Here is a 14,286-nt window from a genome sequence, read left to right on the forward strand (position 1 = left end):
CATATAAAAGGGTCTCCTTTCCTATGCTTCTTCTATCATTTATTCATTAGAAATTTAATTACTTAATTAAATTTCCTCTTTCACTTGCTACTACAATTTCACCAGACTTAATTTTGTTAAATACATCTTGAACTTTTGTTAAAGTTTCAGAACTTAAGTTTGGATTTTCTTTTGGTAAACCAATACCATCATTTTTTGCATCGTAAGTTAAAGTTTGTCCACCAGGGAATTTTTTATCTTTTTCAGCTTTTACCATATCAGATGCTGCTTTAGCTACACCTTTCATAGCTGAAGTTAAGATTACTGATTTGTTATCTTTATAAACACCATCAGAGTACTGATCTACGTCAACACCAACAACCCATGCTACTTTACCACTAGCTACTCTGTTTTTAGCTTCAGTAATAGCACCTTGTCCTACTCCACCTGCTGCAGAGAAAATTGCTTTAACTCCACGGTCATACATCTGAGCTGCAATTTGCTGACCTGCTGCTTTGTCTGTAAAGCTTCCAGAATATACTACGTTATTAGCTTTTAAAGAAATGCTTGTTCCAAGGTTTTCGTTTGCATACTTAATACCTTGTTGGAATCCCCAGTTGTATTTTTGAACTGCTGGAATTTCCATACCACCGATAAATCCAACATCACCAGTTTTTAATTGAACTGCTGTAGCAATACCAGCTAGGTAACCAGCTTCATGTTCAGAGAAGAAAATTGAAACAGTGTTTTTCTTTACATCTGGCGTATAATCTTTAGCAGAGTGTGGTGTACCATCGATAATTACAAATTTGTCATCTTTATATTTATCTTGCGCTTTATAAATTGCTGTTTCAAATTTAAAACCTGGAGTAACGATAAATTTAAAGTCCGCATCATTTAAGTTACCAATTTCTTTTAAATAATCAGCTTCAGTTTCGCCAGCAGGTTTTAAGTATTTAGTATCATTCTTAAGATTGAAACCTAATTCTTTAGCTCCTGCTTGGATCCCTTCCCAAGTACCTTGGTTAAATGACTTATCATCAATTGTACCTGAGTCAGTTACCATACCTACTTTAAATGCACCTTTTGCGTCATTTGTATCTCCACCTTTACCACAAGCACCTAACATTGTACCTGCTGCTAAGGCCATTGAAAGAACAAGACCAGCTTTTTTCATCTTCATAAAAATTTTGCCCCCTTAAATTTTTATTTACTTTTGTACTAGCTTGGTATATAATCGTTAACTTAACGATCCACCTCCCTAATAATTTAATGAAATTTCAGTAAACAATATTTGAAAAACCAGCCAAAACTTATTTTTCGTAAATATTAATTTGGCTATACAATTTTAATTTCTTTTTCTTAAAACATTAAAACTGAACTGATCCGCTCTGAAGTAATTATAAGAATGTAATACTGCTCGGTTTAAATCGTCAAAATGTAACTGTTCGATTAATAATAATGAAACATCTGGTTCACACTGTAATAAAGGAGAAACTTTATCGTGGTAACCTATTGGTTCAATTCTTGCACTTGAATATTCGATATTACGTCCAGTTTCTTTTTTGATGAAAGTAAAGAACGAATGATCTTCATATGATGGAACCTGTTTAAAATAATTAGTTGGTAATTTATCAATGCAATAAACTACAGGTTCACCATTTGCTGTTCGAATTCTTTCTACAACGTGCATACGATCATCTTCTGTGATTGTAAAGCTTTTTAAATCTTCTTTCGTAGGAACTAATAGTTTAGAAGATAGGAAGATTGTACCAGGTTCTTTACCTGCATCAATAATCATTTCTGAGACACTACTTAATTGTTCAATGCCTGTCCTAAAAATTGGTTTCGGTTTTACAAATGTGCCGACCCCGTGTCTTCTAACTAAGATATTTTCTTCTTCTAAAACTCTTAATGCTTCTCTTAATGTTGCTCTTGATACTCCAAATATTTTAGATAACTCATACTCTGATGGTAACTTATGATGTGGCAGGTAAATACCGTTCTCAATATCTTGTTTGATTCGATCCATCACTTGGAGATAAAGTAATCTGGTGTCTGTTTTAATCTTCATTTCCCATCCCCCAAACTTCGGATTTCAGACATCAGTTGTTAGACATCTGTCGTATAATCCTTCTTTACTATACTGTTATTTTTTACTCATTTCAACACTTTTTTGAAAACGCTTTATTTTTTATTACGTTAATGAATCATTTGTTCATATTTAACATAAAAAAACTCTTATAATCTACAGTTCCACTTAGTGAAAAAGCTAGATTATAAGAGTTTTTGATTTCGTAAATATAAACCATTTCTCCATAATAATGCTTTTTCCCCATAGTATTGCAAATATTGGTTGCAATGTAGAAACTTCCGACCCATCATGTCGATATTATATGAGGACTATCAATTTATCTGAAGAAATAATATCATTCTATGTCTAAAAATGTCAATAATGTTTCGACAATTTTTTCTTTTTTGTTAAGACAAGGCTTGCTCATCTTCCACTGGTTTACTAATTAATACTTCCCTAGGTTTACTACCTTCATACGGACCAACTATACCATTATCTTCCATAGCATCAATTAATCTTGCAGCTCTTGTATAACCAATTCTAAATCTTCTTTGTAGTAGTGATACCGAGGCTGATTGCATATTTGATACTAACTCAACAGCTTCATTATAAAGATCATCATTCACTTCAGATTTCCCATCTTTTTCCTCTTTTACCATCATTTCTTCTTGGTATTGAGCCTTTTGTTGAGAGATTGAAAACTCGACTACTCGTTCAACTTCATCATCAGATAAAAATGCTCCTTGTACTCGAATTGGTTTAGATGCACCAATTGGTTGATATAACATATCTCCTCTTCCTAATAGTTTTTCTGCTCCACCAGTATCAAGTATTGTACGAGAATCTGTTTGAGAAGATACACTAAAAGCAATTCGAGAAGGTATATTTGCTTTAATGACACCCGTGATAACGTCAACAGACGGTCTTTGTGTAGCAATAATTAAATGGATACCCGCTGCACGTGCCATTTGAGCTAATCTAGTGATTGAATCTTCCACATCACTCGAAGCTACCATCATTAAGTCTGCTAACTCATCAACAATCACGACGATAAATGGTAATAAAGGTTGTTTTGAATCAGTCATCGTATTATTTTGTTTAGTTAATTCGTTATAACCTTCGATATTTCTAGTACCTGAATGAGAAAAAAGCTCATATCTTCTTTCCATTTCACTAACAACTTTTCGTAACGCTTGTGAAGCCTTTTTAGGATTTGTTACAACAGGAGTTAGCAAATGTGGAATACCATTATAAACATTCAATTCAACCATCTTCGGATCGATTAACATTAACTTTACTTCAGATGGTTTTGCATTCATTAGGATACTAACAATGATTCCATTTATACATACACTTTTCCCACTACCTGTCGCCCCAGCTACTAGTAAATGCGGCATTTTATTAAGCTCTGCAAATACAGCATCACCGGCAATATCTTTTCCTAACGATACAGCTAATGGATTTTGTAATTTCGGATTTTTTGCTTCGAGAACTTCTCTAAGTAATACAGTCGTTATATTCGTATTAGGTACTTCAATACCAACCGCAGATTTACCTGGAATTGGAGCTTCAATTCGAATGTCTTTGGCTGCAAGTGCAAGTGCTAAATCATCACTAAGATTTACAATACGACTAACTTTTACCCCTGCTTCAGGGTATACTTCATATTTTGTTACCGCAGGTCCATGATGTACTTTTGTTACTGTAGCCTTTACACCGAAACTTTGAAATGTTCTTTCAAGCTTGTCCGCATTTTCCTTAAGCTTAGACTCATTTTCACGTTTTTTAGCACCCTTTGGATAGGCTAATAAATCCATTGATGGTAATACGTAATCTACCTTATCATCAATTCCTACTTCTGCAACTGGCAATTCGATTGACTGATCGTCTTCCTCTGCAAAATGAGCCTGGATTTGATTTGAATTATTTGCAATTATCAATTCTGGTTCCTTAGGTGCCTGATATGTAGGAGAATATTCGATTTGAATTTCTTTTTTCGGCTCGATGTTCTCATTTTCATATGAATTTTTAACTTGATAATTTAAGCTATTACCATTTGACACTTCTTCATCATGATCATTGTCTTCATATGAATCTTTCCTTGCTTTTCTCTTTTGTTTAGCCTCAGCTCGTCTACTAGTAGTTTTTTGTTCACGACCACGTTTCCAGAAATTTGTAAAATCCTTCCATGTATCTGAAATTAAATTTCTTACTTTTGGCATTATATATTGATACAAATAACCGCCAAGTGGCTTACCAGTAATAAATAAAACTCCCGCGACTATTGCAATGATTCCGAATAGAATCGCACCGGTTCGATCAAATAAGAAATATAAAACTGCAAAAAGTATCGCTCCAATCATACCTCCACCAAGATCCACCGTACTAATTTTACCCTTGGCTTCAATTAAGAATAAATCTAGCGTACTTTTTATGACAGATTGATCAGGAAATTGATTATTTTTTGCTAATAAATCAAATAGAGTAACATGACTAAACATCAATATACTAAAGAAGATTAACAATCCACCAATCGTAATACTCGAAACAAATGGAGGTCTTTTTCGATAAATTATGCTATATGCAGATAAACCGATTATAAAAAGAAAGCTAAGCATGTACCATTCCCCAAAGAAGAATCTCAAGAATAATACAAAAGCTTTACCTACAATACCAAGTTTTAAAATTGTTACGATTGATAGGGCTAAAAATATTAATCCACTAATTTCATACCATATTGAACCATTGCCACTTACTGATTTTCGAGCTTTTGATTTTTGCTGCTTCTGCTTTGCCATGTAATTCACCCCCATCAAAATTTGCAGATTCGCCAAAGAAAGCAGCCTTTTGGCTGCTTCCTTAAATTGAATTTATTATAACATATCAGAACATATGTTTACCATGTATTGTTAATAATTACCTCAAGTTGGAAGAACTAAAATTCTTTGACCAGGTGAATATTGCATAAAATGCTGCGGATCGGTACTGACAATTCTTTTAATTTCAAAAGCTGTACCCCCAACACTATCAACCAACATTGGAACACCATTGTATTCCATAAACTGCTGTGATGTGTATTCTTGTTGATCAACAGGAAAAATCGATTCAATTGGCATAATTGTATAAAGAATCAAAATTCATTCTCCTCTTTATTTGACTTTTCTTTCCGTTCGTCAATTAATTCCTGCAATTTACTTAATGCTTGCCCAATGCCACCTACATCATCAATTAGTCCATATTTTACTGCATCTCCACCAACTACATTTGAGCCAATATCTCTTGTTAAATTACCTTTTGTAAACATTAATTCCTTGAAACGTTCTTCTGTAATATTTGAATGCTTTGTAACAAAACGAGTTACTCTTTCTTGCATTTTATCAAGATATTCAAACGTTTGAGGTACACCAATTACTAAACCAGTTAGACGAATTGGATGGATCGTCATTGTTGCCGTTTCAGCAATAAATGAAAAGTCAGTACTTACTGCTATCGGTACTCCGATACTATGTCCACCGCCTAAAACGATTGATACAGTAGGTTTCGTTAATGTTGCAATCATTTCTGAGATCGCAAGACCAGCCTCCACATCTCCACCGACAGTATTTAGAACGATTAATAATCCTTCAATCTTAGGATTTTGTTCAATTGCAACTAATTGCGGGATTAAATGTTCATATTTAGTTGTCTTATTTTGAGGTGGTAATGCTACATGCCCTTCAATCTGCCCAATTATCGTTAGACAATGAATTTTTGAATCATTGCTTGCTGGAACATTTGTTTGTCCTAGCTGTTGAATTTTTTCAACAATGCTCATATCCTTTTGATCATTTGGCTTTGGAGGTGCTTCTTCGTTTGGAATAGGTGTTTCATTATTTGAATTTGTCAAAATGGTTCCCCCTATCATTTTTCATACAAGTTAGTATGTGAAAATAATAAGGAAATCATACCCATCTCAGAATAAGAAGTAACTCACAATTTAAAACTATACTTCCATTAATATTGGAAGAATCATTGGTCTTCTTTTTGTTTCTTCATATAAGTAAGCGCTTAATCCATCTCTAATTGAATTTTTTAATAATGTCCATTCAATTTGATCGTTCTGTAACATTTTTTCTGTTATGTCTTTTACAATTTCAGTTGATCTAGTTATTAATTTTTCGGATTCACGAACATACACAAAGCCACGAGTTATAATTTCAGGGCCGGATATGATCGCTTTCTTTTGCTTGTTAAATGTTACCACAACAATTAGTATTCCATCTTGAGACAGTAGCTTACGATCACGTAATACGATATTTCCAACATCACCTACACCAATTCCGTCAATTAAAACGTTGCCAACATCGACTTTTTCAGTACGAGAAGCTTGACCATCTTTAAACGAAACGATGTCCCCTTTTTCAACAATAAAAATATCTTCTTTTGCCATTCCTACTTCTTCCGCAATATGTGAATGTGCTTTTTGCATTCGATATTCACCATGAACTGGTATGAAATATTTTGGCTTCATTAACTCAAGCATTAATTTTAATTCTTCTTCATAGCCATGACCAGATACATGTACCTTTTTATAGCCATAAATAACATTTGCGCCAGCTCTAAATAATAGATTAACAGAAGATGCAACTAACATTTCATTTCCTGGAATAGCTGTTGCTGACATTAATACAGTATCACCTTTTCGGATTGAAACTTGTTTATGCGTACCTTTAGCAATTTTTGAAAGGGCTGCCATCGGTTCTCCTTGTGTACCTGTAGTTAGGATGACAATATCTCTTTCTTTATAATTATCTGTATCCACAACTGAAATCATTAAATCATCGGGAATCGATAAATAATCTAATTCCTTCGCTATTTCAATCGATTTCATCATACTGCTTCCGACTACTGCTAATTTTCTACCAGCCGCTACACTTGCATTAATAACCTGTTGGATGCGATATATATTTGAAGAAAAGCAAGTTACTAAAACTCTTCCTTTTGCATTCATAATTTCTTTTTTAATTTCTTCCGATACTTTCTTCTCAGACCCCGAAAACCCTTGTCTTTCTGCGTTTGTGCTATCAGAAAGCAAACATAAAACACCTTTATCTCCAATTAGTGCTAGTTTACCTAAATCAGCACCTGGATAAGGACTTTTCGATTGATCAAATTTGAAGTCTCCAGTAAAAACGACCGCACCTTGTGGTGTATTTACACAAAATCCAAATGAATCTGGAATACTATGAGTAGTCCTAAAAAAACTAATTGAACTATTTTCAAATGTTAATAAAGTGGTTTCGTCATATAGTTCAAATTGCTCAAGGTTTTTAATGCCCTTTTCACTTAATTTTTCTCTAATAAATAAATAAGCTAATTTATTCGTGTAAAACTTTACTTGTGGAAGTTTATTCATAATATATGGAATCGCACCAATATGATCTTCATGCCCATGTGTAATAAAAACACCTACTACTTTATGTGCGTTTTTCTCTAAATAACTTACATCAGGTATGACATGATCTATTCCGTACATTTCTTGGTCAGGAAATTTTAAACCTGCATCTAACACGTAAATCAATTCACCAACTTCGACTATATACATGTTTTTTCCGATTTCACCTACCCCACCAAGGGCAAAAACTTTTACTTGTTCTTTCATTTCCTTCACCACAACCTGTTCCTCCTAGTTAATTCTTTAAATTTACAGACCGTTCAAAATCTTACAAACATTATATCCTAGTCGGAACAGGTAAAACAAGATACATTCTTCCTTAAATAGGAAAATCGGATTACTTTGGGTATGTATTTTTAATCATTTTTAACGCTCATACGACTATAGCTAACATTCAAAATAAAAATGATTGTTTCCACCTCAGCATTCCTTGTTATGTATAGGAGCAAGGAAATATGAATTAAGCGATACAAATATAGGGTACCTTTTGACTGCTCTTTATGATAAGAAAATTGCAAAGTCAGTTCCATTTAGGCGAGTTTTTCAAAAAGTGTCTCATTTTAATAGCTAAATTCTTTTTTTGTAGTGATTGATTGGTCAATTATTTCTTATTACAGGAATATGAATATTTTAGAAAAGGAGGATCTAGATGAATTTTAATGACAGAGAGCCTTTAAAAATGAATCTTTCTAAATTCGTAGACGAACTACCCATTCCACCAATTTTAAAACCACGTTGGAAAGATCATTTCTATACTTATTATGAAGTTACGATGACGGAGTTTAAGCAATCGCTCCATAGTGAGTTAAATGACTCGACTGTTTGGGGGTATGAAGGAAGTTATCCTGGACCTACAATTAAAGTAGAAAAAGGTGAAACCGTGTTTATTAAATGGATCAATGATCTCCCTGATAAACACTTATTTCCGATCGACTATACTGTTCATGGTGCAAATAAAGATGTCCCTCAAGTCAGAACGGTAGTGCATGTACATGGTGCTTGTGTTGAGCCTGAAAGCGATGGCTATCCTGAAGCTTGGTTTACAAAAGATTATAAACAAGTTGGACGTTATTTTAGTAAGCAAGTATATCGATATGATAATTGTGATTGCGCTTCTACGCTTTGGTACCATGATCATGCACTTGGCATTACAAGGCTTAATATTTATGCTGGTTTAGCAGGATTCTATCTCATTAGTGATCAAAAGGAAAGTTCATTAAATTTACCGAATGGGAAATATGATATCCCGCTATTGATACAAGATAAAAGTTTTAATCATGATGGTTCACTTTATTATCCAAAACAACCAGATCAGCCAATCAAAGAACTACAAACGTCTATAATCCCTGAATTTGTTGGTGATGCAGTCATTGTGAATGGTAAAGTACATCCTTATTTACAAGTGGAACCAAGAAAATATCGATTTAGGTTATTAAACGGTTCTAACACACGCTTTTTTCGAATTACGCTTGATTCTGGTCAACTTATGTATCAAATCGCAACAGAGCGTGGATTCATGCAACATCCGATTGGAATAAATGAGATTATGTTATCACCTGCAGAACGAGCAGAAGTAATTATCGATTTTACTAATCTTGAAGGTAAGAAGATTACTATGAAGAATGATGCTCCCACCCCATTTCCCTCTGGTATTCCTGTTGATGAAAATACGGGAACTGTGATGCAATTTAAAGTTAATTTGCCATTATCCAACGTGGATACGAGTATGATACCAGCTTATATGGTGCCCGTTCCAAAAATAAATGAACTGTCTGCTTCAATGAAGCGATACTTAACCTTAGATCATAAGATTGATCAGTTTGGACGAGAAATTATGTTATTAGATAACAAACATTGGGATGCTCCCATTTCAGAAAATCCGAAATTAGGAACGATCGAAATATGGTATTTAATTAACTTAACGCCAGATTCTCATCCTATACATCTTCACTTAATTGATTTCCAAATCTTAGATCGAAGAAACTTTGATGTAGAAAAGTATAAAAAAGAAAGGATCATTCATTACACAGATCCACCGACTCCACCTGAACCACAAGAAAATGGATGGAAGGACACTGTTCAAGCTAATCCAAACCAAGTAACTAGAATAATCATGAGGTTTGGGCCATTCACCGGATTATATGTTTGGCACTGTCATATGTTGGAACACGAGGACTATGAAATGATGAGACCATTTTTAGTGATTCAATAGTAGCATTCGGATTTTTTGTGGTTGATTCCATCCATTAATAAAAAACCACTTACGCCATCCAAAATTGGACTGTACGTAAGTGGTTTTGTTATTAATTATTTTGTAATGCTTCGTCTAATTTATTTATTAAAATACTTAAAGTTGTACGTTCAGCTTCTGAAAGTGGTACAAGCGGTAAACGAACTCCACCAACATCTAAACCTTTCATTTGTAAAGCTGTTTTAATTGGACTTGGACTTGGCGCCATGAAGAATCCGTCAAATAATGGTAATAGTTTACGGTGTAAGAATTGCGCTTTCGCCATATCTCCTGTGAAGAAGCTTTCAGCTAATTGCTGCATTTCATTTCCTAACACGTGTGAAGCAACTGAAACCGTTCCCTTTGAACCAATTGCAAATGCAGGAAGCGTTAGGCCGTCGTCACCACAATATAATTCAAAATCTTCAGGAGTACGGTCAATAATTTCTGTCATTATGCCTAAGTTACCAGTTGCATCTTTAATTGCAACAACATTTTGAATTTCTGCTAATCTTACAACTGTATCTACAGTAAGGCTGGCAATTGTTCTGCCTGGTACATTATATAACATAACAGGTAGTTCAGTACTTTCAGCCGCTGCTTTAAAGTGTTGATATAGTCCTTCTTGGTTTGGTTTATTGTAATAAGGTACAACAACCATAATTGCATCTACTCCTAAAGCAGATACCTTTTTCGTTAATTCAACTGTTTCACGAGTATTATTACTTCCAGTACCCGCGATTACAGGTACTCTTCCATCTGCAGCTGAAACAACATGACTAATTAATGCTAATTTTTCTTCAGAAGTTAATGTTGGAGATTCTCCAGTTGTTCCACAAACTACGATTGAATCCGTTCCATTCTCAATTAAGTAGTTCACAAGTTTTGTTGTTTTTGCAAAATCAATATTTCCTTTTGAATCAAAAGGTGTTACCATCGCTGTTGAAATTTTACCAAATCTACTCATTGTTCCACTCCGATCAAATATTAATCCATTTTAACTGAACTAAGTTCAAATGCATCATGAAGTGCAGTAACCGCTTCGACCATATCTTCATTTTTGACAAGCACCCAAATAGTTGTGTGACTGTCAGCTGATTGTAAAATTTGAATACCTTTTTCAGCTAGTGCAGTTACAATTTTTGAAGTTACGCCAGGTACTCCGGCAATTGCAGCACCAACTATTGATACTTTTGCACATCCAGTTGTGTATGAAGGCTCATAGCCAATTCCTTTTAATACCTCAATCGCTTTTGAAGCAACTTCATCACTTACAGTGTATACTACACCATTAGGTGAGATATTAATAAAGTCTACGCTTATTCCTTTATTTGCCATTGCTTTAAATACTTGAGAATGTAAATCAAAAGTATGTTCCTTAGATGTTACTCTAATTTGTGTAACATTCGGTACATGTGCGATCCCTGTAATTAAACGATCATGAATATTGTCACCAATAATTCGTTGTGTAGGATTAGATGTTACTAGTGTACCTAAACTATTTGAATAAGTTGAACGAATTCGAATAGGTACTTTTCCTTGCATCGCGATTTCTACAGCCCTAGGATGAATTACTTTCGCTCCTTGATATGCCATATTACAAATTTCTGCATAAGTAACTACTGATAAAGGTCTTGCTTCTTTTACGATCCTTGGATCTGCTGTCATTACGCCTTCAACGTCAGTGAAGATTTCGATTGTTTCTGCGCTAACAGCAACCCCAAGTGCAGAAGCTGAAGTATCACTTCCACCTCTACCTAATGTCGTGATATCACCATTAGATGTTGATCCTTGGAATCCTGCGACAACTACAACATCATAGTTTTCTAGCTCTTTAATTAGATGGCTACATTTCATATCAAGAATTTTTGCATTTCCAAATTCATCATTTGTTCGGAAACCTGCTGATGCACCTGTCATTGCCATGGCATGAATACCGTTTTCATTCAATAAATTTGAAAAAACAATTGAAGAAATTGTTTCACCACATGACATTAATAAATCAAGTTCTCTTTGTGTAACCTTACTTTTTTTTGCGCCAACTAAATTTAAAAGTGTATCTGTTGCATATGGCTCACCTTTTCGTCCCATAGCAGATACTACTACCACTAATTTATAGCCTTTTTCTAATGCTTCTTTTATATGCTTAAGTGCGTGCTTTCTACCATTTTCGTCACGTACTGAAGTCCCTCCAAATTTTTGGACTAATATTTTCATTCTTGCACCTCTCTAGCAGTTTTCACTAAATGATGCTTAACTCAATTAATCTTTCAGCAATTTGCACTGAATTCCAAGCAGCACCTTTTAATAGATTATCTGAAACGATCCATAAATGGAATCCAAAAGGATTATCTAGGTCTTTACGGATACGTCCTACAAATACTTCATTACGTCCAATACTGTAAAATGGCATTGGATATAGTTGTTGGTCTGGATCATCTTGTAAAACGATTCCAGGTGCATCACTTAAAAGTGATTTAAGTTCAGCTACCGATACTTCTTTATCAACTTCAATATAAACTGATTCTGAGTGACCAGAAATTACAGGAAGTCTTACACAAGTTGCACTAATTTGTAATTCAGGTAAATGCATGATTTTTTTAGTTTCATTGATCATTTTCATTTCTTCATAAGTATATCCATTCTCAGTAAATACATCGATTTGTGGAATTGCGTTAAAAGCAATTTGATAATGTTTCTCACCACTTTTTACCGGTAATACTGATGGAGTTGCTTCTTCACCATTTAAGAATGCTTGCGCTTGTTCCTTTAAGGCTTCAATTGCTGTTACTCCAGCACCAGAAACGGCTTGGTAAGTTGAAACTACAACTTTATTTAAACCAATTGATTGACGAATTGGTTCTAGGGCAACAACCATTTGGATTGTTGAACAGTTAGGATTTGCAATAATACCTTTATGATTAAATAAATCTTTGTCATTTACTTCAGGTACAACTAAAGGTACATCTTCAGCCATTCTAAATGCACTAGTGTTATCTACTACTACTGCCCCTCTTTTAACTGCTTCAGGAGCAAGTTCTTTTGATACTGAGCCACCAGCACTAAATAAAGCAATATCTACACCTTCAAAAGCTTCAGGAGTAGCTTCTTGAACGATTACTTCTTCACCTTTATATGTTAATTTTGTTCCTGCAGAACGTTTTGAAGATAAATATTTAATTTCTTTTATTGGAAAATTTCTTTTCTCTAATGTTGCAATCATTTGTTGTCCAACTGCTCCAGTTGCACCTACTACAGCTACTACATAACTTTGTTTATTCCCCACTTTTTTTGCACCATCCCTGTTTTCACTTTTATTAAATAGTTTACGTCAAATGAAGTTTATATTCAAAGGTTTTCGCTTGAATAATTCTTTTCATAGTAACGAGTATGTATCCTAATGACACATACTCAATTTTCTTCATTCTAACATAGAAAAAATAATTCAGTCCTATTTTTTCTAAAATATTTATTGTAGATCGCGATATTTTTCAACTAAAACAGGTTGAAGTTGTTTGCCTTCAATAGAAGATTTCACCGTATCTAGTAATGAATCCATTCTTGCCACTAATGAATTCGGTTTTTTTATTGGATCATCTTGACCAAAGGGAATAAAATAGATATGTTTTGTACTCATTAAACGCATTAAATTATGACTTAGAGGATAATACCGATCTAAATGGAATATCTTTGGTTTGGGACACATAATAATTGACTTTAAAAGGAGTCGATTAAAGGATTTAATAGGGGATTGAAACAAAAAATTAAGCTTTGGAAAATAATTTGTAATATCTCACCCTAATGATTGTCATGAACGCTATATTTAGCGTAAGCAGTATCAAGTTGTTTTTTAATGCAAGTATGATAAAAGGTTTGTTTATAATCAGTAAATAACACCTTTAAAAACCGATCTCTAATTGATTTAATCGTCAAATTATGAAAACGCAAATAGGTTTCTGTCCAAAACACCATATTCTTTGAAAAAGTTTCATCGTCGATTTCAAAAAATTTCCGTACAGCTCGAATGCCAATATTCCCCATCAAAACAGTTACATCCTCCACGTCAACATTTGCATCTAGTTCAAAAATAATAATCTCATATTCGTTTCTAGTTCTATTATTTTTATCTTTAAGTGAATAGCCTATTAATTCACCATTTGTAAGATTAAAAGCAACTACACCTTTAGCATAATCTAAAGCCCAGTTATTATATGCTAGTTCTAAGACATCTTTTATTCTTACATTTAATATTAATTGATCAGCTAGTTTACGTTCGATCAATTTTTCCATTGTAAAAAATTGTTTTTTTAAATGATATTCGATAATAACCAACATCCCTCTCCATGATGAATATTTAGAATCACTATCACTATAATTACGAGCGTTATGCAAAAAAAATGACAGATTTTTGAATAATCTGTCTCAGAATTTTTCTGAAATACATGATTCAACTTGATTATGGTCCTTATTATATCTGCAGATAAATTAATTGCATATTTAGTTTTTTACCGTTATAAAAGTACAAAAAATTGTTAACCTAAGCAATTTAGACACTTGGTATAATAGCTA

11 protein-coding genes, 1 pseudogene and 1 riboswitch are annotated in these 14,286 nt (G+C 33.7%); of the genes and pseudogenes, 1 reads left to right on the forward strand and 11 read right to left on the reverse strand.

Annotation, left to right across the window (positions count from 1 at the left end; translation table 11 throughout):
* Window positions 1–58: 58 nt before the first annotated feature.
* From AN960_RS10605 to AN960_RS10630, 6 genes are all read right to left on the reverse strand, one after another.
* A complete protein-coding gene (locus AN960_RS10605) occupies window positions 59–1,156 on the reverse strand; it encodes a BMP family lipoprotein (RefSeq protein ID WP_216600075.1) in 1,098 nt (365 codons plus the stop codon).
* A 171-nt stretch (window positions 1,157–1,327) separates the two neighbouring features.
* Entirely contained in the window at window positions 1,328–2,053 is a 726-nt protein-coding gene (locus tag AN960_RS10610) for a GntR family transcriptional regulator (protein ID WP_056470769.1), read from the reverse strand.
* 244 nt (window positions 2,054–2,297) lie between these two features.
* Window positions 2,298–2,399: riboswitch (purine riboswitch) on the reverse strand.
* A gap of 61 nt (window positions 2,400–2,460) precedes the next feature.
* The gene (locus AN960_RS10615) at window positions 2,461–4,851 is read right to left on the reverse strand and encodes a DNA translocase FtsK (RefSeq protein ID WP_056470772.1); all 2,391 of its coding nucleotides are present in this window, start codon (window positions 4,849–4,851) and stop codon (window positions 2,461–2,463) included.
* A 123-nt stretch (window positions 4,852–4,974) separates the two neighbouring features.
* Window positions 4,975–5,187 (reverse strand): YlzJ-like family protein, encoded by a 213-nt coding sequence (locus AN960_RS10620; RefSeq protein ID WP_056470775.1) that lies wholly within the window; start codon window positions 5,185–5,187, stop codon window positions 4,975–4,977.
* Window positions 5,184–5,867, reverse strand: a complete 684-nt coding sequence (locus AN960_RS10625; RefSeq protein WP_286131700.1) for a ClpP family protease — start codon at window positions 5,865–5,867, stop codon at window positions 5,184–5,186. The genes AN960_RS10620 and AN960_RS10625 overlap by 4 nt, the downstream gene beginning before the upstream one ends.
* Window positions 5,868–6,035: 168 nt before the next feature.
* A complete protein-coding gene (locus tag AN960_RS10630; protein WP_056470780.1) occupies window positions 6,036–7,706 on the reverse strand; it encodes a ribonuclease J in 1,671 nt (556 codons plus the stop codon).
* Window positions 7,707–8,166: 460 nt separating this feature from the next.
* Here AN960_RS10630 and AN960_RS10635 point away from each other — a divergent pair, with 460 nt between their 5' ends.
* Complete coding sequence (locus AN960_RS10635; RefSeq protein WP_056471174.1) at window positions 8,167–9,699, forward strand: multicopper oxidase family protein; 1,533 nt, start codon at window positions 8,167–8,169, stop codon at window positions 9,697–9,699.
* Between the two features lie 91 nt (window positions 9,700–9,790).
* Here the strand turns inward: AN960_RS10635 and dapA are convergent, their stop codons facing one another.
* From dapA to AN960_RS10655, 5 genes and pseudogenes are all read right to left on the reverse strand, one after another.
* Complete coding sequence (dapA, locus tag AN960_RS10640) at window positions 9,791–10,684, reverse strand: 4-hydroxy-tetrahydrodipicolinate synthase (protein WP_056470783.1); 894 nt, start codon at window positions 10,682–10,684, stop codon at window positions 9,791–9,793.
* Window positions 10,685–10,704: 20 nt separating this feature from the next.
* Window positions 10,705–11,934 (reverse strand): aspartate kinase, encoded by a 1,230-nt coding sequence (gene dapG, locus AN960_RS10645; RefSeq protein ID WP_056470786.1) that lies wholly within the window; start codon window positions 11,932–11,934, stop codon window positions 10,705–10,707.
* Window positions 11,935–11,959: 25 nt separating this feature from the next.
* The gene (asd, locus tag AN960_RS10650; RefSeq protein WP_056470790.1) at window positions 11,960–13,003 is read right to left on the reverse strand and encodes an aspartate-semialdehyde dehydrogenase; all 1,044 of its coding nucleotides are present in this window, start codon (window positions 13,001–13,003) and stop codon (window positions 11,960–11,962) included.
* Between the two features lie 183 nt (window positions 13,004–13,186).
* Window positions 13,187–13,369, reverse strand: a pseudogene (spoVFB, locus tag AN960_RS23995) (dipicolinate synthase subunit B); the annotation flags it as partial.
* A 146-nt stretch (window positions 13,370–13,515) separates the two neighbouring features.
* Window positions 13,516–14,049: a hypothetical protein gene (locus AN960_RS10655; RefSeq protein WP_056470793.1), complete on the reverse strand. Its 534-nt coding sequence runs from the start codon at window positions 14,047–14,049 to the stop codon at window positions 13,516–13,518.
* Window positions 14,050–14,286: the final 237 nt, after the last annotated feature.

This window comes from Bacillus sp. FJAT-25509, from assembly GCF_001420605.1.
In the GTDB taxonomy this organism is placed as follows: domain Bacteria; phylum Bacillota; class Bacilli; order Bacillales; family Bacillaceae_G; genus Gottfriedia.

Coding starts and splice junctions, on each gene's coding strand:
- AN960_RS10635 (WP_056471174.1), top strand. CDS start 8,167: ATGAATCTTTCTAAATTCGTAGACGAACTACCCATTCCACCAATTTTA.
- AN960_RS10605 (WP_216600075.1), bottom strand. CDS start 1,156: ATGAAAAAAGCTGGTCTTGTTCTTTCAATGGCCTTAGCAGCAGGTACA.
- AN960_RS10625 (WP_286131700.1), bottom strand. CDS start 5,867: ATGAGCATTGTTGAAAAAATTCAACAGCTAGGACAAACAAATGTTCCA.
- dapG (WP_056470786.1), bottom strand. CDS start 11,934: ATGAAAATATTAGTCCAAAAATTTGGAGGGACTTCAGTACGTGACGAA.
- AN960_RS10610 (WP_056470769.1), bottom strand. CDS start 2,053: ATGAAGATTAAAACAGACACCAGATTACTTTATCTCCAAGTGATGGAT.
- AN960_RS10615 (WP_056470772.1), bottom strand. CDS start 4,851: ATGGCAAAGCAGAAGCAGCAAAAATCAAAAGCTCGAAAATCAGTAAGT.
- dapA (WP_056470783.1), bottom strand. CDS start 10,684: ATGAGTAGATTTGGTAAAATTTCAACAGCGATGGTAACACCTTTTGAT.